Source organism: Ornithinimicrobium sp. (genome assembly GCF_030537745.1).
Lineage (GTDB): Bacteria > Actinomycetota > Actinomycetes > Actinomycetales > Dermatophilaceae > Ornithinicoccus.
In genome coordinates this window covers 1,227-19,883 of the sequence record NZ_JAUNVI010000049.1, presented here as the reverse complement: position 1 = coordinate 19,883, position 18,657 = coordinate 1,227, and the positions used below count along the sequence as shown (strand labels likewise).

At 70.4% G+C, this 18,657-nt stretch carries 15 protein-coding genes and 1 pseudogene; 12 read left to right on the top strand and 4 right to left on the bottom strand.

The window, feature by feature from the left end:
* The 4 genes and pseudogenes from Q4P07_RS10695 to Q4P07_RS10680 all read right to left on the bottom strand — a co-directional run.
* Positions 1-506: pseudogene (locus Q4P07_RS10695) on the bottom strand (hypothetical protein); the annotation flags it as partial.
* A 114-nt stretch (positions 507-620) separates the two neighbouring features.
* Positions 621-1,160, bottom strand: a complete 540-nt coding sequence (locus Q4P07_RS10690) for a hypothetical protein (RefSeq protein WP_303374905.1) — start codon at positions 1,158-1,160, stop codon at positions 621-623.
* Positions 1,161-1,423: 263 nt separating this feature from the next.
* Positions 1,424-4,408: a S8 family peptidase gene (locus Q4P07_RS10685; RefSeq protein ID WP_303374904.1), complete on the bottom strand. Its 2,985-nt coding sequence runs from the start codon at positions 4,406-4,408 to the stop codon at positions 1,424-1,426.
* Positions 4,409-4,546: 138 nt separating this feature from the next.
* Positions 4,547-5,335 (bottom strand): thioesterase family protein, encoded by a 789-nt coding sequence (locus Q4P07_RS10680; RefSeq protein ID WP_303374903.1) that lies wholly within the window; start codon positions 5,333-5,335, stop codon positions 4,547-4,549.
* Between the two features lie 24 nt (positions 5,336-5,359).
* On the opposite strand from Q4P07_RS10680, the gene Q4P07_RS10675 reads away from it, so the two are divergent.
* The 12 genes from Q4P07_RS10675 to Q4P07_RS10620 all read left to right on the top strand — a co-directional run.
* Positions 5,360-6,895, top strand: coding sequence for a cell wall metabolism sensor histidine kinase WalK (locus Q4P07_RS10675; protein WP_303374902.1), 1,536 nt, complete (start codon positions 5,360-5,362; stop codon positions 6,893-6,895).
* 61 nt (positions 6,896-6,956) lie between these two features.
* The gene (nhaA, locus tag Q4P07_RS10670; protein ID WP_303374901.1) at positions 6,957-8,345 is read left to right on the top strand and encodes a Na+/H+ antiporter NhaA; all 1,389 of its coding nucleotides are present in this window, start codon (positions 6,957-6,959) and stop codon (positions 8,343-8,345) included.
* Positions 8,346-8,354: 9 nt separating this feature from the next.
* Positions 8,355-9,023: a response regulator transcription factor gene (locus Q4P07_RS10665; protein WP_303374900.1), complete on the top strand. Its 669-nt coding sequence runs from the start codon at positions 8,355-8,357 to the stop codon at positions 9,021-9,023.
* A gap of 145 nt (positions 9,024-9,168) precedes the next feature.
* Entirely contained in the window at positions 9,169-10,380 is a 1,212-nt protein-coding gene (locus tag Q4P07_RS10660) for a glycosyltransferase family protein (RefSeq protein WP_303374899.1), read from the top strand.
* Complete coding sequence (locus tag Q4P07_RS10655; protein WP_303374898.1) at positions 10,364-11,665, top strand: glycosyltransferase; 1,302 nt, start codon at positions 10,364-10,366, stop codon at positions 11,663-11,665. Before Q4P07_RS10660 ends, Q4P07_RS10655 begins: the two co-directional genes overlap by 17 nt.
* Positions 11,662-12,876: a glycosyltransferase family 4 protein gene (locus Q4P07_RS10650; RefSeq protein WP_303374897.1), complete on the top strand. Its 1,215-nt coding sequence runs from the start codon at positions 11,662-11,664 to the stop codon at positions 12,874-12,876. Before Q4P07_RS10655 ends, Q4P07_RS10650 begins: the two co-directional genes overlap by 4 nt.
* Positions 12,855-14,669, top strand: a complete 1,815-nt coding sequence (locus Q4P07_RS10645; protein ID WP_303374896.1) for an ABC transporter ATP-binding protein — start codon at positions 12,855-12,857, stop codon at positions 14,667-14,669. The genes Q4P07_RS10650 and Q4P07_RS10645 overlap by 22 nt, the downstream gene beginning before the upstream one ends.
* Positions 14,666-15,850, top strand: coding sequence for an aminoglycoside phosphotransferase family protein (locus tag Q4P07_RS10640; protein WP_303374895.1), 1,185 nt, complete (start codon positions 14,666-14,668; stop codon positions 15,848-15,850). The genes Q4P07_RS10645 and Q4P07_RS10640 overlap by 4 nt, the downstream gene beginning before the upstream one ends.
* Positions 15,847-16,950 (top strand): phosphotransferase, encoded by a 1,104-nt coding sequence (locus Q4P07_RS10635; RefSeq protein ID WP_303374894.1) that lies wholly within the window; start codon positions 15,847-15,849, stop codon positions 16,948-16,950. Before Q4P07_RS10640 ends, Q4P07_RS10635 begins: the two co-directional genes overlap by 4 nt.
* A 56-nt stretch (positions 16,951-17,006) precedes the next feature.
* On the top strand, positions 17,007-17,504 hold the full coding sequence (locus Q4P07_RS10630; RefSeq protein ID WP_303374893.1) for a hypothetical protein: 498 nt from the start codon (positions 17,007-17,009) through the stop codon (positions 17,502-17,504).
* Positions 17,479-18,282, top strand: a complete 804-nt coding sequence (locus Q4P07_RS10625) for a CPBP family intramembrane glutamic endopeptidase (RefSeq protein ID WP_303374892.1) — start codon at positions 17,479-17,481, stop codon at positions 18,280-18,282. The genes Q4P07_RS10630 and Q4P07_RS10625 overlap by 26 nt, the downstream gene beginning before the upstream one ends.
* A gap of 25 nt (positions 18,283-18,307) precedes the next feature.
* A partial coding sequence (locus tag Q4P07_RS10620; protein WP_303374891.1) for a GNAT family N-acetyltransferase occupies positions 18,308-18,657 on the top strand: 350 nt, incomplete at its 3' end.

Here is an 18,657-nt window from a genome sequence, read left to right as displayed (position 1 = left end):
GTGTCCTGCCAGACCTGCGGCACTCCCATGAACGGCACCGCGGTGGCGTTGTCCAGCTCATAGGTGGCGACCGGCAGGACGGCCTTGATGCCAGGCTGCTGCGCGAGGGAGGCGATGTCCTTGCGCGCAATCTCGATCTTGACGGCGTTGAGGGCGTACTGGGTCTGGGCGAGGACGGTGCCGCCCTTGGCCTTGGTCGCCCCGACGATGCCCGTCTGCTGGCGAAGCAGGTCTCGCTCGATCTTCTTCTGCTGGCCCCGGGACAGTGCGCCCCGGTCTGCGGTGACCTCGGCGACCGAAGGCTTCGTGAGCTGCACCATGACCTTGACCCGGCTCGAGGGGTCCGCGCCTACGGGCATGACCGCAGGACTGATGACGCCGGTCGTCGGCGTCTCCTGGAACCGGTCGACGGGGTTCGGGGGCGAGGCGCCTGCAGTGCCTGCGCCAAGCGCAGCCGGAATGAGCAGGGCGGCGAGTCCGGCCCCCGCAACGAAACGACGTACCACGATGTAGCCCTTCGTCCAGGATGGATATTTGTGACGCCGAGAAGCGCCGAGGCCCCCGACTGTAAAGTGAGCTGGCTCACAACGCAATGGCCCGAAAGGGTGCTTTAACCCCGGTCAGCTGGTGGCGGAGCCGCGGGGCGGGGGGACCGGGTTGGCGCAGTAGGAGTAGGGCTTGCCCTGGGCGGCGTGATAGCTGGACAGCCGGTCGCCGACCTGCAGGATGAGCTGGGAGCCGGGCACTAGCGCCTGGGTATACATCATGCCCGGCTTGGGGCAGCCGAGGCTGCCGTCACTCCAGGTGACATCGGCGTAGCCGGCGACCGTGACCTGGGAGACCTCGACCCCGGCCCTCTTGGCCTGGTCTGCGATCGCGGTCACGACGTCTGAGCGGTCCTTGACGGACTGCGGGACCGGACCGGTCGGCAGCGCTCCGGGCCCGAAGGTGGGGTTGATCGGCAGCTGGGTCGGCTTCGGGGTGATGGGGGTCAGGTCGCTGGGGCGCACGGGCGTCTCCGTCTGGGTGGCTGTCGGGGTAGGACTGGAGGTTGTCGTGCCGGTTGAGGCGCTGCCGGGTGCCTCGGGAGTGCTCGGGCCGCAGGCCGAGAGCAGAAAGGCGACCAGGCCGGCGAGCGCTGCATACCCAAGGTGTCTCATCGTGCTCCTCGTCTCGGCGAGGAGGCGGGGTGCTGGTCCCTGAACCAGCGCCCCGCCCACCTGCCACCCCCAACGTCACTGTTGAGTGCTTCCCCCCGCGTGACGGGGTGTCGGGTGTCCCGACCCGACATATGTATAGACGTCTTGAGAAGGCCAAACGTTGCCTCCCGCGACTGTGATCTGTCTCACATTCAGAGAGAGCCCTCTTCCAGACTGCAGTCCGGAAGAGGGCTCTCGGGGCGCTCACGCCAACTTCGTCCTGTTCAGGGGTTGACCGTCACGAGTGTGCTGCCCGCGACCTTGCCATCCGTGAGGTAGTTGACCTTGCCCAGGTAGCGCTCCGCGGGAGCCAGGCCAGTCCATGCGGCGGTCAGCGTGGTGGGCGTGCCCTGGATGACCTGAACGCTGGCTGGGGTGACGGTGAGGTTGCCCTCGGCGGTGTCGCCCACTAGCCACAGGTGGAGCGGCACTTGCGCACGCGGCTCGCCGCTGTAGTTGTCGACCGCTATCACGTAGGTTCCGGGTTCAAGGTCCAGCGTCACCTCCTCGGTAGAGCCCTCGTTGCCGCTGCTGCCCACCAGCGAAATACTGTTGGGGGGAGTGAAGCGGTAGACGTTGAGATCGATGTCTTTCGCAGCGACCTCGTCACCGTAGGTGGCAACTCGGGTAACAGAGGTGCCCGCGGGGACGTCAACGAAGACGTACTTATCGAGCGGCCCGGGGGCGGGAGAGACCGTCAAAGGAGTGACGTCAGAGGGAATCAATCCATCGACATCGGTGTCCAGGGTGCCGGTGAAACCCGGGGTCACCGTGAGCTCGACCGAGCCGGCGGTGCCGGTCCCGATGACCTCAGCCGGGCCAGAAAGAGCGACCGGTCGGATGGCGATCGGGCTGCGGACCGCGTTCATGCCCTTCTTATTAGACACCCAGGTGAGCGCACCAAAGGTGTAGTCATTCAACGCCGCGGTCGTCCGGGTGATGGTCACCTTGAAGGTCGCGGTGCGTCCCGGTGTGACGGTGAGCTTGCTCGGGCTGACCGTCACGGTGGTGCCGGCCGGCGCCTCGACCATCGCGCGATACTGCATGGCACTTTTGTGCGGGTTGGTCACCGTTCGCGTCACCGTCTGGCTGCCCGCGAGGTCACCGACCGCGATGCTCGGGTAGTTGAGGTCGCTGGGGTCGATCTCGGGGAGCTGCTCGCACAACTCGGTGTAGCCGATTGTCTGCAGCTGGTCGATAGCGCAGGTGTAGGCCAGCCAGTCGCTCGGGGTCGAGTCGTAGACCAGGCCGGGGCTGTAGGACTTGCCCGGAACGACCTCACCGGCGCCGAAGTTGAGTGGCGTGGCGTCGCCGGCCGCCCACGGGATCGGCTCGCCGGCGTCAGTGGTCTGACGCGCGGTCGTCATCATCGCCGACTTGATCGCCATCGGGCTCCAGGTCGGGTACTTCTGCTTGAGCAGCGCGCCGAGGCCAGCGATGTGCGGTGCTGACATCGAGGTGCCGGAGATGCTGTTGAAGGTCGGTTCACCGCTCTCCAAGTCCTGATGGTAGGCCGCGGCGACGTCGACACCTGGGGCCGTGATGTCCGGCTTCAGCAGGTCACCGCCACCGGCCAAGGCCGGACCGTAGGAGGAGAAGCCGGCCATCGAGGGTGCGTCGACCGGCTCGTCCGACATGGCCGAGATGGTCGCGGTCGGAGCAGTCGCGGAGGCTTCATACGCCTTAATCGCCGCGCCATTCGTCGCGTTGACGTGGATGCTCGGGACGGCGTGGAAGTCGGCGTTGAGCGACTGCGAGTCGTTCACGTTGGTCTGCACCATCCCGATGCCACCAGCCAGCTTGACCGCGGCGCTCTTGTGTACGCGGTCGACGCTTCCACGATCGCAGATCACGATCGCGCCGTCAGCCTTGGTCGGGTCGAGTGAGGGTTGCTCGCCGGCGACGTTTGGGTCGGCGTCGAGCCAACACTCGCGGGCTGCCTGCGCGGATGCACCGGATGCCGGGATGTCGGCGGCCAGGACCAGGGGAGCGGGGCCGACTGCTGCGCCGACGCCGACACCCTCGTAGGTGTTGCCGTCCCCGAGGGTGACGGTCTTGCTCGAGCCCCGGTCGTGCGTGCTTGCCGCGACGGTCATCGTCCAGGGGGCGTTGTGCGCGACTGAGGATTCCCCGACTGTGTCTCCGCTGTTGCCGGCGGAGGTTGAGACGAAGACGCCGGCGGCAGCGGCGTTGAAGAAGGCGATCTCGTCCGGGCCGACCACAGAGGTGGACGAGCCGGAGATCGAATAGTTGATGACGTCCACGCCGTCCGCGACCGCATCGTCGATGGCCGCGACGAGGCCGGAGGTGCTGCCCGACCCGCCGCCGGCTCCGGTCTGCCACAGGCCCTTATAGACAGCGATCTGGGCCGCCGGTGCCATGCCAGAGCCCACGCCGATGTCCGTGCCCATGATCGACATGGGGACGCCATGGTTGCCGCCAGAGGTCCCCGCCGTGTGCGAACCGTGACCGTTGGTGTCGCGCGGTGACTCGAAGTCGTATGAGGTGTCGTTGCCGTAGTCCGCACCGTAGTAACGCGCGCCGACGATCTTGCTGGTGCACTCGAACGCGGCGTCGTTCTCGACCTCGCACTCGAAACCCGCGGGGCGGGTGGCCCCGGGCAGCGGCGCAAAGCTGGGGTTGCCCGGGTCGATGCCGGTGTCCAGCACGCCGATGACGATGCCCTTGCCGGCCTTGGCGTCGCCGCCGAACTGCTTGGCCCAGACACCGTCAGGCCCACTCAGGCCCAGGTAGTCGGGGGTGGTGACGGTGTCGGCATACCGGATCTCGTCCTCCCACACGTTGGCCACGCCCGCCGACTTGCTCAGCGTGACTGCCTCTGTGGGGGTGAGTTTGGCCGTGAAGCCGTTGAGGGCGACGGTGAACTCGTGCGTCTTGGTCTTGGGGGCGATACCAGCCTCACGCAGGGCCTTGACCTGTTCCTTGCGGAGGTGCGCTTCATAAGCCCTGGCGTTCTTGGACCTGACGTTGACCTTGGCGCCGGGCGCGGGGGCGGTCGCGGGAATCCCCGCTGTGCCTCCGTCGTATGCGGCGATCGGGGCAGCGTCCAACTGGACGATGTAGGTCTTCCGACTCGTGTCGGTCTGCAGTTGCGGTGCCGCGGTGGCAGACAGGGCGAGCGGGGAGACCACGGTCACGGCAGCGGCGAACGCAACAATGCGTGCGCCGCGGCGGGAGAGGGTCGTCACGGTGGCGATTCCTTTGGTCACAGGGATGAGAGGGAGTTGGTGGCGCAGGCCGCCACAACATTGGGGCAGCCCGGCCGCCCCGATCCTCTCTCCCGCCCCCACCGAAGTCCATGCTCTTTGCCGATTCGTTATCGCCGCTCACCCCTGCGGGTGAGACCGCACCGTCAGGGCCTGCTCCACCGTCCCGACCGGACCGTGGACGTCGTGCACCACCGACGACGTCTGCCCCAAGCCGGTCGGTCCCCAGGACACGGCCGTGTCCAGGCCGACCCACGGTCCGCTGGGGGTCCGGTGCAGGTGCAGGGTCAGATCCACATTGGGGAAGAGCCATTCACCGGGAGGGTGCCGGGTAGCGATCCCGTTGGCCGTGTCGAGCAGACCGACCCACGCGGCGAGCGGGCTGTAGTCCTCCCCGGCGACGAGGGGATGGTTGCTGCGGATCCACGCCTGACGCCGACCGGGCCGGCCGTCCGGCACCGCCCGGAACTCCAGCGACCGGATGAAGCCGCCTCCCCACTGCCCCATCCCCTGCCACGGCTCCAAGGAGGTCGGGCTCGGCAACTCTGGCGCCTCGGCCTGCGACACCGACCGCGTGTCGCTGTGGGCGAGGCGCCAGGCCGTCAGGCGCACCACGGCGCGTCCTGCAGCGGTCGCCGTGGCCTCGAGCAGCTCGATCGTCCGACCGGCTCGGAGCACGCGCGTGGCCACCGTCGTCTCGGTGAGGTGGATCATGCCCAGGATGTCGACGCTCAGACGCGACCACTGCAGGTCCTCGCGGGGATGCTCGCGCTCCAGGCAGTGCAGGAGGAGGCCGATCACGGGCGCGACGTGCTGCTCCTTTGGCGACCAGGCTCCCTGGACGTGCATCGTCGGCCGATAGGCGCCTGAGCCGAGGGCGACAAAATAGTGGTCATCGTCGACGGTCATGGTTGGTGAGTGTAGTAATGGTCCATGCCTGCACGACGGACCCGGGACCCCGTGCGGCCTCGCGACCGCTGGGCGTGGGGCAGCGCCTGGTCGGTGCGCGCGCGGATGCTCGCGCTCATCGTCGCGGTCATGACCGCGGGCCTGACCGTCACCGGGCTGGTCAGCTATGGCCTGCAGTATCGGGCGCTGACCGAACGCGTCGACGCGGAGCTGGCGCAGAACGTCTCCGAGCTGGCACAGCTGGCGCAAGCCGGGCCCGCACAGGACGGTCAGCCGTTCAAGGACGTGCACGACCTCTTCCTGGCCTATCTCACCACTGCGGTGGCTGGTGAGAACGAGGCGATGCTGGCGATGGTCGACGGGAAGGTCGACTTCTTCTCCGGCGGTGCCCGATCCTTCGATGTCGCGCACGAGGACGTGCTCGCGGCAGTGCGCGCGGTCCCGATCCCAGCAGGGCAGGCGCGGGTGAGCAGCCTCGACTCCCAGGGCACGCAGCTGAGGGTGCTCGTCGCCGATGTGCAGCTGCCGGGCGAGAGCAGGACGGCCAACTTCGTCGTGGCCAACGACATCGGCGCGCAGCGGGTCGAGGTCCGTCGGCACGCGCTCACCTACGCCCTCCTAGCCGTGCTCGTGCTCGCCGCCGTCGCCGGGCTGGCGCACCTGCTGCTCGGCAGGCTGTTGCGCCCGCTCAACGAGCTGCGGGCGGCGACCGCCGTGACCAGCACGGAGGACCTGACGCGGCGGGTGGCCGTCAGCGGCGCCGACACCGATGTCGCCGAGCTGGTGGTGCGCTACAACGCGATGCTGGACCGGATCGAGTCCGGCGTGCAGCAGCAGCGGCAGTTCCTCGACGACGCGGCGCACGAGCTGCGCACGCCGTTGACGATCCTGCGCGGCAACGCCGAGCTGCTCAGCGCCGAGGACCCCGACGACGTCGAGGCGACCCGCACGCTCGTCCTCGACGAGGTCGACCGGATGCAGCGCCTGGTCGACGACCTGCTCATGCTGACGCGCCTGCACCGCCCGGACTTCCTGCGGCCCGCACCGACCGACGTCACCGAGCTCGCCGTCGAAGCGATGGACCGCGTCACGGTGCTCGGGCAGCGACGCTGGCGGCTGAGCGCGAGTGCCGAGGGCACCATGCCGCTGGACCGGCACCGGGTGCTGCAGGCGATGGTGCAGTTGGTGGCCAACGGGGTGAAGTTCAGCGAGCCGGACTCGGTGATCGAGGTGGCTTCGGCCTGGGCGTATGTCGACAGCGTCTCGGCGCGCGCGGCTGTCGCGGCGGGCGCCCACGCGGCGGACCGCTATCTGATGCTCAGCGTGCGGGACGAGGGCATCGGCATACCGATGGATCAGCAGGAGCGGGTGTTTGAGCGTTTCAGCCGGGCGGACAACGTGGGCCAGGCCGAGGGGTCGGGGCTGGGCCTGCCGATCGTGCGGCTGATCGCGCAGGCGCACGGCGGCGCCGTGGGTCTGTCCTCCACCGAGGGCGTGGGCTCGACCTTTTGGCTGGCGCTGCCAGACCTGCACGACCGCAGCAGATCCGTCTCGGACTAGGCGCCTGGTCGCCACCGACAGTTAGAGTGGTCTTGGTGAGCCGGGAAGTCTGGTCGGCGCCATGTCGTCGACCCGAGAGATCACGATGTCTAGCCAAGAACACCCTCGCCGCACCACTCTCAGCCGCGGCAGCTATGCCGAGGCCCGCCGCGTGGGGGACCTGCTGCGCAAGGAGACCGTCGGCGGTCTGCTCCTCATGGTGGCCGCCACCGTCGCCATCGTGTGGGCAAACTCCCCGGCCGCCGACAGCTATTTTGCGATCCGGGACGCCGAGTTCGGTTACGCGCCCTGGCACCTGCGGCTGAGCGTCGGCTCGTGGGCTGCCGACGGTTTGCTGGCCATCTTCTTCTTCCTGGTCGGGCTGGAGTTGAAGCGCGAGATCGTGATCGGCGACCTGCGCCGGTGGGACCGTGCGCTCGTGCCGGTGGCTGCCGCCGTGGGCGGCGTGGTCGTGCCCGCGTTGATCTATGTCGCGATCAACCACAACAGCCCGCAAGCCCTGGCCGGGTGGGCGATCCCGACGGCCACCGACATCGCCTTCGCGGTCGCCGTGCTGGCTATCATCGGCTCCCACCTGCCGCCCGTGCTGCGGATCTTCCTGCTCACCCTGGCGGTGGTCGACGACCTCATCGCCATCCTCATCATCGCCACGGTCTACTCCTCGCAGATCCGAGCGGACATGTTGCTGTGGTCGCTGGTGCCGTTGACCGCCTACGCCGTCCTGGCACGACGGGAAAGGCTGCTATTCCGCTATCAGAAGCTGCCGGCGTGGGTGCTGCTCCTGCCGATAGCGATCGTGTTCTGGGCCCTTGTGCACGCCTCCGGCATCCACGCGACCATTGCGGGAGTCGTGCTCGGTGCCATGGTGCCGGCGCGGGTGCGAGCCGAGCGTGGTGAGCCCACCGGCGAGGACGCGCACGGACTGGCCGAGATCTTCGAGCATCGCCTGCGACCGCTGTCGGCAGGGTTTGCGGTGCCGGTCTTCGCGTTCTTCGCCGCCGGGGTGCGGGTCGGGGGCGTGGACGGCCTGCTCTCCGCGCTCACGACCACGGTGACGATCGGCATCGTGGTGGGTCTGGTCGTCGGCAAGATCATCGGCATCACGGGGACCACATATCTGGTGACCAGATTCACCCGCTCCGAGCTTGACCCCTCCCTGCACTGGATCGACGTCGTGGGCGTGGCGGCCCTGGGCGGCATCGGCTTCACCGTCTCGCTGCTCGTCGCCGAGCTCAGCCTCGGGGCTGGCACCGAGCTCGGAGACGAGGCCAAGGTCGGCATCTTCGTGGCCTCGCTCATCGCGGCGGTCCTCGGCGGGGCGATCCTGTCGGCGCGCAACGCCCACTACGCCCGGATCGCTGAGCAGGAGGCGCTCGACTCCGACCGGGACGGCATACCTGATGTGTATCAACGCGACGACAGGGCCGAGCCGGACGCCGCCGGTCGGTAGCCTGGCGCGATGCATCACATCCTGGTCGTCGAGGACGAAGCGGGGATCGCGCGCGTCATCGACCGTGGCCTCCGGGGCGCGGGCTACCGGACCACGGTCGTCGGCGATGGATTGGCCGCGCTGGAGGCGGTAGCCGAGACCGGCGTCGACCTCGTCGTGCTCGACGTCGGGCTGCCCCGGATGGACGGCTTCACTGTGCTGCGGATGCTGCGCACGATGGACGATCCCGTGCCGGTGATCATGTGCACCGCCCGCGACTCTGTCGAGGACACCGTCTCCGGGTTGGAGAGCGGGGCCGATGACTACCTGGCCAAGCCCTTCAGGGTGGAGGAGCTCCTGGCGCGGGTGAAGGCGAGGCTGCGCAGGCCGGCGGACGACGGGTCGACGAAGGCCCAGCAGGTCAGTGCGGGCGGGGCGCTGCTCGACCTGGTCGCGCACACCGCCACCGTGGACGGCCGACCGGTCGAGCTCTCGGCGCGCGAGTTCGCGCTGGCGCGTGAGCTGATGGAGCACGCGGGCCAGGTCCTCAACCGTCAGCAGCTGCTCGACCGCGTCTGGGGGTATGAGGTGACCGGCGCCTCGAACGTCGTGGACGTCTACGTGCGTTATCTGCGCACCAAGCTCGGCGCGCAGCGGATCACGACCGTGCGCGGGATCGGCTACCGCTTCGAGTCGTGAGCGATTCCGGCGCGATTCGTGAGCGAGTCAGCGCGGTGATGAGAGCACTCTCATCGCGGTGTCATCTGCGGCTCATCAGGGCGTAGTTCACTCATCACCAGGTCGTCAACCCGACGTCCGAGCAGGGTGATCACGAGGAGCTGGCATGGTCCGATCGGTGCAGGAACCGCTCCGCGTGGTGTTCTACTCGCACGACTCCCAAGGGCTGGGGCACTTCCGACGCAACCGGGCGATCGCGCATTCGCTGTCCCAACGCCTGCCGCACCTGACCGGGCGTCCCGTCACCGGGCTCCTCGTCAACGGTGTCGCGGGCACGTCCTCGGCGTCGGTCCCGGACGGCTTCGACGTCGTGACGCTGCCCGCGGTCACCAAGTCGGGCCGCAGCTATGGCCCCCGCAAGCTCGATGTCGGACTGGACGCGGTCACCGCACTGCGCGGGGAGATCGTCCGCGGGATCCTGTCATCGTTTGCCCCCGACCTCGTCGTCATCGACCGGCACGCGCTCGGCGTGGGGGGCGAGCTGGCGCCGGCGCTCGCCGACCTGCGCGCCACCCGCCCGCAGGCCTCCGTCGTCCTGGGCCTGCGCGAGGTGCTCGACAGTCCAGAGGTCGCCAGGGCGGAGTGGTTGCGCACCCCGCCTGACCTCGTCCGGGAGCTGTTCGACGAGATCTGGGTCTACGGGGACCCGCGCGTCCACGACCTGCGCACCAGCGGTGAGCTTCCAGCGCCGCTGCACGACCTCGTCCGCTACCTCGGCTACCTCGCGCACGGCCGCGCGGAGGACCCGGACGTCCTGGACCTCGACCGTCCCTACGTGCTCACCACCGCCGGGGGTGGCTGCGACGGCACCACCTTGTGCCTGGCGGCCACCGCGGCCCGAGTCCCCGCCGGCCACCGGCACCTCGTGGTCACCGGACCGCAGATGAGCCAGGCTGACCACCGCGCCGTCGAGCTCGCCGCGACCGCTGCGACCCGCGTCCTGCGGTCCGTCCCCGATGCCGCGGGCCTGATCCGTCGGGCCACGGCGACGGTCTCCATGGCGGGCTACAACACTGTGGCCGAGACGATGGCCACCGCCGTGCCCGCACTCCTGGTCCCCCGCGAGTGGCCTCGGCGAGAGCAGCTGATCCGTGCCCAAGGACTGGCGGCGGTCGGCGCGGCTGACGTCCTGCGGCAGGGCGATCTGACGCCGGAGCGGATCGCCACGTGGTGGACGGGTCGTGCCAGAGAGCGCGACCGCATCGATCGCCGTCACCTCGACCTGGCGGGCCTGGCCACCGTCGCGCGTGCGGCCGCCCGCCTCACCGCATACTCCTCCGTCCCGACCCAGGAGGAGCGTCATGCCCTCGCTGTCTGACCTTCTCGCCCCGGACCACCGCGTCGCCTACGTGGTCAAGGTCTATCCGAGGTTCTCCGAGACCTTCGTCGTCACCGAGATCCTCGCCCGCGAGGCCGCGGGGGAGGACCTGGCGATCTATGCGTTGCGGCCGACGACGGACGCGCGCTTCCATCCCCAGCTCGCCCTGGTCAGGGCGCCGGTGACACACCTGGGCCAGGCGCACCGGCTCGCGGCGGAATGGGACGTGTTTGCGCAGGCACAGGACGAGCTGCCCGGCTTCGGCAGCCGCCTCGGTGAGCTCATGCCCCTGCTCGTGCGGATGGACCCCTCCGACGTCGCCCAGGCGGTCGACCTGGCCCTGCGCCTGCGCCGCGACGGGGTCACGCACATCCACGCCCACTTCGCCACGCTCGCTGCCCGGTGCGCGATGGTGGCCGCCGCGCTGACCGATCTGCCCTACACGGTCACCACGCACGCCAAGGACATCTTCCACGAGGACGTCGATGTGCGACTGCTGCGTGCGGTGCTCGGGCGCGCGGCCGAGGTGATCGCGATCAGCGACTACAACCGCCGCTACCTGCTCGACCTGGAGCCCACGCTCGGCGACCGGGTCCGCCTGGTGCGCAACGGGCTGGAGCTGTCCCGCTTCTCCTACCGTGACCCGGTGCCACCCCGCTCGCCACTGCGGGTGCTGGCGGTCGGCCGACTCGTCGAGAAAAAGGGTTTTGACCACCTCCTGCGCGCGGTCGCCCGGCTGCGTTCGGAGGGTATGGCGTGCACGCTGCGGATCGTCGGGGACGGCGAGCTGTGGCTGCCCCTGACCAACCTGGTCGACGAGTTGGGGCTCGTCGGCTGCGCGGAGCTGATAGGCGCCCGCAGCCAGGCCGAGCTGGTGGAGGAGCTGGCGTGGGCCGACGTGCTCGCCGCCCCCTGCGTCGTCGGAGCCGATGGCAACGCGGACGGCCTGCCGACGGTCATCCTGGAGGCGATGGCCAGCGGCGTGCCGTGCGTCTCGACGGACGTCACCGGCATTCCGGAGGCGATCCACCCAGGGGGGACAGACCCGGCGACCGGCGCGTCCTTGGCGCAGACGGGCACGTCCCTGGCGCAGACCGGCATCCTGCTGTCTCACCAGCCGGTGAGCCTGGCGGTCGACCTCGCCGAGGCGTTGCGCACGGTCGCGGACCCGCGCTGGCCGCGGGTCGAGGTGGCCCGCGCTGCGCGGGCCCTCGTGGAGCGCGAGTTCGACGCCGCCCGGCAGAGCCGGCTGCTCGCGGGGCACCTGACGGGCTCGACCCGATGAGCGCCCTAAGGGTGGCCTACGTGTGCGCCGACCCGGGGATCCCGGTCTTTGGCACCAAGGGCGCGAGCGTCCACCTCCAGGAGCTGGTGCGCGCGTGGCGGAGCCGGGGAGCCGACGTCGAGGTCTACGCGGTCCGTCGAGGCGAGGACGTCCCCGCCGACCTTGCCGACCTGACCGTGCACGTCGTGCCGGTCGCCCGCGCCGGCAGCGATCCCGCTGACCGTGAGGTCGCCCAGCAGCAGGCCGCTGCCGAGTTGGCGCAGAGGGTGCTGGCTGCGGCCCCGGATGTCGTCCATGAGCGCTATTCGCTCTTCTCCACGGTGCTGTCACGCGTGCGCGGCGGGCTGGCGGGCGCGCACCCGGAGCAGGACTGCGCCATGGTGCTGGAGGTCAACGCGCCGCTGGTCGACGAGCAGCGCGCCCACCGGGTCCTCGTCGACGAAGGCGCCGCCGAGCGTGCCCTGAAGGCCCAGCTCAGCGCCGCGGACGTCGTGGCCTGCGTGTCCGAGCCGGTGGCCGCCTGGATCCGCACCCGGCTGTCCCCCGGCGATCCGAGCGTGACCGTCACCCCCAACGGCGTCAACACCGACCGCATCCGCCCTGTCTGCCCCGACCTGTCGACCGTCCCCGTCGTCGTCTTCGTCGGCACCCTCAAGCCGTGGCACGGGGTGGACGACCTCATCCGGGCCGCTGCGCTCGCGCGGGTGCCGTGGCGGCTGCGGCTCGTCGGTGACGGTCCGGAGCGGGCCCGGCTGGAGGAGCTCGCAGGGGAGCTCGACGTCGAGGTCGAGATGGTCGGCGCGGTTGCCCCCGAGCAGATCCCGGGTGCCCTCCGAGGGGCCTTGGTCGCGGCCGCGCCCTACCCGGAGCGCGTCGACCACTACTTCTCGCCGCTGAAGATCTATGAGTATGCAGCGGCTGCCCTGCCCGTCGTCGCCTCCCGGATCGGCCAGATCCCAGAGGTGGTCCAGGACGGCCGCACCGGACTGCTCGTCCCACCGTCCGACCCGCGCGCGCTCGCCGCGGCGATCGACCGGCTGGTCGCCGACCCGGCCACCGCCCAGCAGATGGGTGCCGCGGCCCGGGCGCAGATGGAGTCCGCCCACTCCTGGACGCACGTGCTCGACGCCACGCTCGCGCCCCTGGGTGCCCCCTGGGGGCCCGGCGCCTCCGCCCCGAAGGAGTCATCGTGGCTGCCACGGACCGTCTGAATCCCTCCGCGCTGCGCCGCACCCTCGGCCTCGTGCGTCCCCACCTTGCCGGCCAACGCCTCCTGCTCCTCGGCGGCGGTGCCCTGCTGCTGCTCGAGGTCGTCTTCCGGGTCCTCGAGCCGTGGCCCACCAAGCTGGTCGTCGACGCGGTGACCCGCAGCCTGGGCGCCGACCTGTCCGACGGCGGCCCGGTCGCCTCCATACAGCTGCTGCTCGCGTGCGCCCTGGCGACCCTGTCGATCGTCGGCCTGCGCGCCGTCTGCAACTTTGGCGCCACGGTGCTGTTCGCGCTCGGCGGATCCCGGATCGCGACGGTGCTGCGGGCGCGGGTGTTTGAGCACGTGCAGACCCTGTCGCGCGGCGATCACCGCAGCTCCGGCTCCGGCGACGTGGTCCAGCGGCTGGTCACCGACGTCGGACGGCTGCAGGACGTCGCGATCACGGCGGGTATGCCGCTGCTGGCCAACGTGGTCACGCTCGCCGCGATGCTCGGCGTGCTCACCTGGATCGACCCGGCGATGGCGTTGGTGGCCCTGGTGGCCGTCCTGGTCTTCCTCCTCTTCTCCCGCAGGTCGGGTCCAGCGATCACGACCGCCGCGCGCAAGACCCGCCGCAGCGAGGGCAACCTTGCCAGCATCGCGCAGGAGACGCTGGCCGGGATGACGCACGTGCAGGCCTACGGGCTGGAGGAGGAGCGGGCGCGGCACTTCGGCGGGTCCAACCTGAAGTCACTGCACGACGGGGTCAAAGCCAAGCGGCTCGCGGCGGGCCTCGAGCGCCGCACCGACGTGCTCGTCGGCATCTCGACCGCGGCCGTGCTCGTCCTCGGCGGCGCCCGCGTGCTGGAGGGCGCGATGACGCCCGGTGACCTGGTGATCGTGCTCACCTACCTCAAGACCGCGATGAAGCCGCTGCGCGACCTGGCGAAATACACCGGCCGCATCGCCCGTGCCACCGCCTCCGGTGAGCGTGTCGCAGACCTGCTCGACGTGGTGCCCAGCATCGTCTCCCCGCCACAACCCCGCGGGCCGTGGCCGGTCCGAGGCGAGCTCGAACTGTGCTCCGTGGCCCTGGCTTATGAGCCTGGCCAACCCGTGCTGCGCCACCTGGACCTGCGGGTCCGTCCTGGCGAGCACGTCGCCCTCGTTGGACCCTCCGGCTCGGGCAAGTCGACGGTGGGCTCACTGGTGCTGCGGCTGCTCGACCCTGACGAAGGCTCGGTGCGGCTCGATGGTCACGACCTGCGCGAACTCGATCTGAGGTGGTTGCGCTCCCAGGTCGCCGTCGTCGCGCAGGAGGCGGTCCTCTTCAGCGGGACGGTCGAGGACAACATCCGCCAAGGTCGGCCCGAGGCCACCGCCGCGCAGGTGGAGGAGGCAGCGCGCCTCGCGCGCGTCAGCGAGTTCACCGATCGCCTCCCTGACGGTCTGGATGCTCCCGTGGCAGAGGGTGGTGCCAACCTCTCCGGCGGTCAGCGCCAACGGATCTCGCTGGCCAGGGCGTTCTTGCGGGGTGCCGCGGTGCTGGTGCTGGACGAGCCGACGACCGGCCTGGACCCGGACAACGTCGCGCTCGTCACCGAGGCCATCGCCGACCTCGCCCTCGACCGCACCTGCATCGTCATCACCCACGACATCGACACCGCGCGGCAGGCCGATCGGGTCATCGTGCTCGAGGCGGGGCGGGTGACCTGGGCGGGTGCCCCCGAGGAGGCACCGCTGGAGCGCATCCTCGCCGAGCCGGACGGCGTAGACGGGTCGTCGACCGGTGGCCGGCTCAGGAGCGTGTCATGAGCCTGTCCGACCCTGGGCTCGCCCTCGTCCTCGACCGGGCGCGCCTTGGTGAGCTCGTCGGTCGCGAGGTCCGTGCGACGCATCTGCGACCCAAGCTCGGCGTCTCCACCGTGGCTGCGCTCACCGATCCGGCGGGTGTCCCGTGGGGCTGGGTCCGCACCCTGACCGGTCGCGCCGCCGTCAAAGCCGACAAGGCGCGTCGGTGCGCCGCCGAGATCGGTCGCCCCGACCAACTCTGCGAGGCCGTGCTGGACGGTCGCGACACCCTGGTCCAGTGGGGGCCGATCATCACCGACCCCCGCCTGGTCCGTGCCTGCTCAGCGGTCGACCCGGCACCGGGGGACCTGCTGCGCTACAACCCGCTGCGGCGGCTGGTGGCCCGAGACGGCGACCGCGTCGTCCGCGTCACCGCCGACCGCCACCGCACCCGCCTGGTCCGTCTGGCCGCCGACCTGTCCGATGCCGGCGTCCCGGTGGTGAGGAGCAGCGACGCCGACGGGCCGGGGCACCAGAGCCCGAGGATCAGTTGGTGGCCCTGGATCGCCGGGACCGATGCCTCCACCGTCGTTGGGCGGCCCGAGGGTGACGACGCCCTGCGCGAGGTGGGACGCGTCCTCGGCGCACTGCATACCGTTGACCCCTCGGTGGTGCGCGACCTCCCGGCCCGTGGCTGGGACGGCATGCTGGCGTCAGCTCGCGCCTGCGTCGAGCTGCTGGAGGCCGTCGACCAGGGCGCGGCCGGCAGCGTCCGCCGCGTGCTGGACCAGCTGGCCTCCCACGCACCAGCGGGTGGGCCCAGCGTCGTCTGCCACGGCGACCTCTCCCTGGACCAGCTGCTCGTGCGCGCCGGGTCGGGTGAGGTGCTGCTGACCGACCTCGACCGCACGACCATGGCCCCCGTCGTGCTGGACCACGCGAGCCTGATCGCCGTCGATCTCCTCGAGGGGCACGGGTCCCTCGGGCCGGTCAGTCAGGGGTATGTCGAGGTCACCGGCCACCGGCTCCACGCACCTGGACCGTGGGTCGCAGCGGCCATCCTGGCGCGGGTGGCCGAGCCGTGGCGGCACCAGCAGCCCGGCTGGCGGGGTGAGACGGTGCGCCGGGCCATGCTGGCGCGCCGGGCTCTGGTGCAGGACGACCTCTGGGGCGAGCAGACCCTGACGCTGGAGGTGGTGGGATGAGGGTCCCAGCCTCGGTCGGGTCCGGAGCAGACATCGTCGCGGTGACCCGGGCCTGGCCCGGTCGGCCCCGGGACGGTGGTGGTGTGACCATCGAGGGCAGGGACCAGCGCGGACGGTTGCGTGCCGGCTCGGTCGGTCCAGACGGTGCGGTGACCCTGCTGCCCTACGGCGTCGACCCACGGCTGCCTGGCCTCGCTGGCCTCGTCGGCCTCGAGGGTCGCCCCGCCGCGGCGCGTGCGCCCGGCTTGCCGGCGGAGCTCGTCGTGCATCGTGCAGGACGTCGAGCGGTGGTGCGCACAGCGGAGGGATACACCAAGGTGCTGCGGCCGGGTGCTGCCGTCGCGGTTGCGGCGGCGACCCGGACAGGGGAGCTGTTGGCCGGGCGTGCGGGACTTGCGACGCCGGGGCTGGTGCGCACCGACGACGACTCCATCACGTCATCGGTGCTGCCCGGGCGCCCTGTGCACGAACTGTCCGAATCAGTCGCGTGGAGCCGGATCTGGCAGACGTGGGCGCAGGCCTGGATCCGCCTGCAGAGGGGCCGACCCGAGGACAGCGCCGAGCTGCCTCGACATGCCGACCTCGACGAAGCGCGGGTGGTGCGCGGGTGGCTCGACCGGACCCGCGCCGTCGGGTTGCTGCCACTGGAGTGGGAGCACCGTGGGGCAGCGCTCGCACGCCGGCTCGAGGAGCAGCACGGCCACGAGCAGCTGGTGCCCGCGCACCGTGACCTGCACGACTTGCAGTTGCTCTGGGACGGCTCCCGGCTGGGGGTGCTCGACCTCGACACCGTCTGCCTGGCTGCTGCGGAGCTCGATCCGGTCAACCTTGCCGTGCACGCGGACCTGCGGCGGGCGCAGGGGGTGTGGTCACCGGCTGCTGCTGCGGTCGTCGAGCACGCCGCGCTGTGCGTCGTCGGAGCCGTGGGGTCCGGCGGCGTGGACGATCTGCGCGCTGGGCGGCTGCGCACTGATCGGCTGCGCACTGCCGAGCTGGCCACCGTGGTGCGACTGGTCTGCGTCTACTCCTTCCGCCCGCGCTGGCGCGACGTCGTCCTGGAGTGGGCCCAGGGACGCTGGCACGAGGCGACGGACAGATGAGAGGAGTCTCATCCACCTCTCATCCGACTCTCCTGTCGGTGCCCCATGCTTGACCCATGAAGATCCTCGCCTCCGTCCTTACCCTGGTCCTCGCGGGCCTGCTCGGGGGATGGCTGTTTGTGGATGCCACTGCGCAGGCGCGTCAGGAGACTCCGGGGGTGCTGATCACCGGCCCCGTCGACCCGGGCTCGGCGACCTCGCTCGTCGAGGCCGGCTCCGGGCCAGGCTCTGCATCTCGCACCGGGCAGGGCGACACTGCGGCTGCGACCAGGACCGGCACGGCCGACCTGCCGGAAGCCGATCGCGTCGTCTCCGTGCTCCGCGACTCCTCCGGCGAGCTTTTTGATCGAGCCGACAAGACGCGTCGGGAGCACGCCAAGGAAGCCACGGCAGCTAAGGAAGCCAAGGAAGCTGGGAGCGGCGACGGCTCCGGGGGCATCAAGGCCGTGCCAGTCCAACCGGCACCCGTCAACCCTGGTGGCTGGTGCGAGTGGGACGACGGCGTCTGGGAGTGCGACGATTGGGACGATGAACTGGACGAGTGGGACGACTGATCCACGCGGCGGCACGGTGCGCCTCCCGCGGCGGACTGTGCTCGTCGAGACCGTCTTGGTCCTTGGTGTCTCCCTGGGTGCGTCCGCGGTCTGGGCCCTGCTCTCGCTGATCCGCAAGCTGACCCGGGAGCAGCCGCTCTCCGCCCAGACCACGTCGATGAACACCAGCGTCACCCCCGACCAACCCTGGCTTGATCTGGCATACCAACTCGCCGGGATCGGCCTCGCGCTGGTGCCGGTGGTGCTGGCACTGCACCTGCTGGCTCGTGACGTCCCTGGGCGAGGGCGGGCGCGGGGTCTCATGGGACTGGACCTGCATCGACCCCTGCGCGACCTGCTCGCCGGCGCAGCACTAGCGGCGGTGATCGGGATCCCCGGACTCGGTTTCTACCTGGGCGCTCGCGCGCTCGGACTCAACACGACCATCTCGGCAGCCAACCTCGAGGCCGTCTGGTGGGCGCCGGTGGTCCTCATCCTGGCGGCGCTGCAGAACGCCATTCTCGAAGAAGTCATCATGGTCGGCTATCTCTTCACGCGCTGGACGCAGGCCGGCTGGTCGACGTGGGCCATCATCATCACCTCGGCGCTGATTCGGGGCAGCTACCACCTCTACCAGGGCTTCGGCGGTTTCGTCGGCAATATCGCGATGGGTCTGTTGCTCGGCTGGGTCTACACCCGGACCCGCCGGGTGATGCCGCTGGTGATCGCGCACGCGCTCCTGGACGTGGTGGCTTTCCTTGGGTATGCCGTGCTCGCGGACCGGGTCGGGTGGCTCTAGCCGGGCTGGCCCGTAGGGTGGGGCAATGACCAAGGTCCAGATTGAGCACAAGCCCGCAGAGTCTCGCTTTGAGGCGGTCCTCGACGACGCGGTCGTCGGCTATCTCTCCTACGAGACCTTCGGCGCGACCGTGGACCTGCAGCACACGGTCGTGGAGCCGGACTTCCGCGAGCAGGGCATCGGCGCTGCGCTGGTCGAGGAAGCTTTGACGGTGGTCCGCTCCAACCGGACGCGGGTCCGGGCCACCTGCCCGTTCGTGGCCGACTACATCGCCGAGCACGAGGAGCACCAGTCCTTGCTCGAGCCGTCCCTGGTGTCCGAGGACGCCGCTGACCTGGCGGAGGCGTCTGACGGTGTCGAGCTGGGCGGGACCGC

Coding starts and splice junctions, on each gene's coding strand:
- Q4P07_RS10690 (WP_303374905.1), bottom strand. CDS start 1,160: ATGAGACACCTTGGGTATGCAGCGCTCGCCGGCCTGGTCGCCTTTCTG.
- Q4P07_RS10680 (WP_303374903.1), bottom strand. CDS start 5,335: ATGACCGTCGACGATGACCACTATTTTGTCGCCCTCGGCTCAGGCGCC.
- Q4P07_RS10675 (WP_303374902.1), top strand. CDS start 5,360: ATGCCTGCACGACGGACCCGGGACCCCGTGCGGCCTCGCGACCGCTGG.
- nhaA (WP_303374901.1), top strand. CDS start 6,957: ATGTCGTCGACCCGAGAGATCACGATGTCTAGCCAAGAACACCCTCGC.
- Q4P07_RS10665 (WP_303374900.1), top strand. CDS start 8,355: ATGCATCACATCCTGGTCGTCGAGGACGAAGCGGGGATCGCGCGCGTC.
- Q4P07_RS10660 (WP_303374899.1), top strand. CDS start 9,169: ATGGTCCGATCGGTGCAGGAACCGCTCCGCGTGGTGTTCTACTCGCAC.
- Q4P07_RS10655 (WP_303374898.1), top strand. CDS start 10,364: ATGCCCTCGCTGTCTGACCTTCTCGCCCCGGACCACCGCGTCGCCTAC.
- Q4P07_RS10650 (WP_303374897.1), top strand. CDS start 11,662: ATGAGCGCCCTAAGGGTGGCCTACGTGTGCGCCGACCCGGGGATCCCG.
- Q4P07_RS10640 (WP_303374895.1), top strand. CDS start 14,666: ATGAGCCTGTCCGACCCTGGGCTCGCCCTCGTCCTCGACCGGGCGCGC.
- Q4P07_RS10635 (WP_303374894.1), top strand. CDS start 15,847: ATGAGGGTCCCAGCCTCGGTCGGGTCCGGAGCAGACATCGTCGCGGTG.
- Q4P07_RS10630 (WP_303374893.1), top strand. CDS start 17,007: ATGAAGATCCTCGCCTCCGTCCTTACCCTGGTCCTCGCGGGCCTGCTC.
- Q4P07_RS10625 (WP_303374892.1), top strand. CDS start 17,479: ATGAACTGGACGAGTGGGACGACTGATCCACGCGGCGGCACGGTGCGC.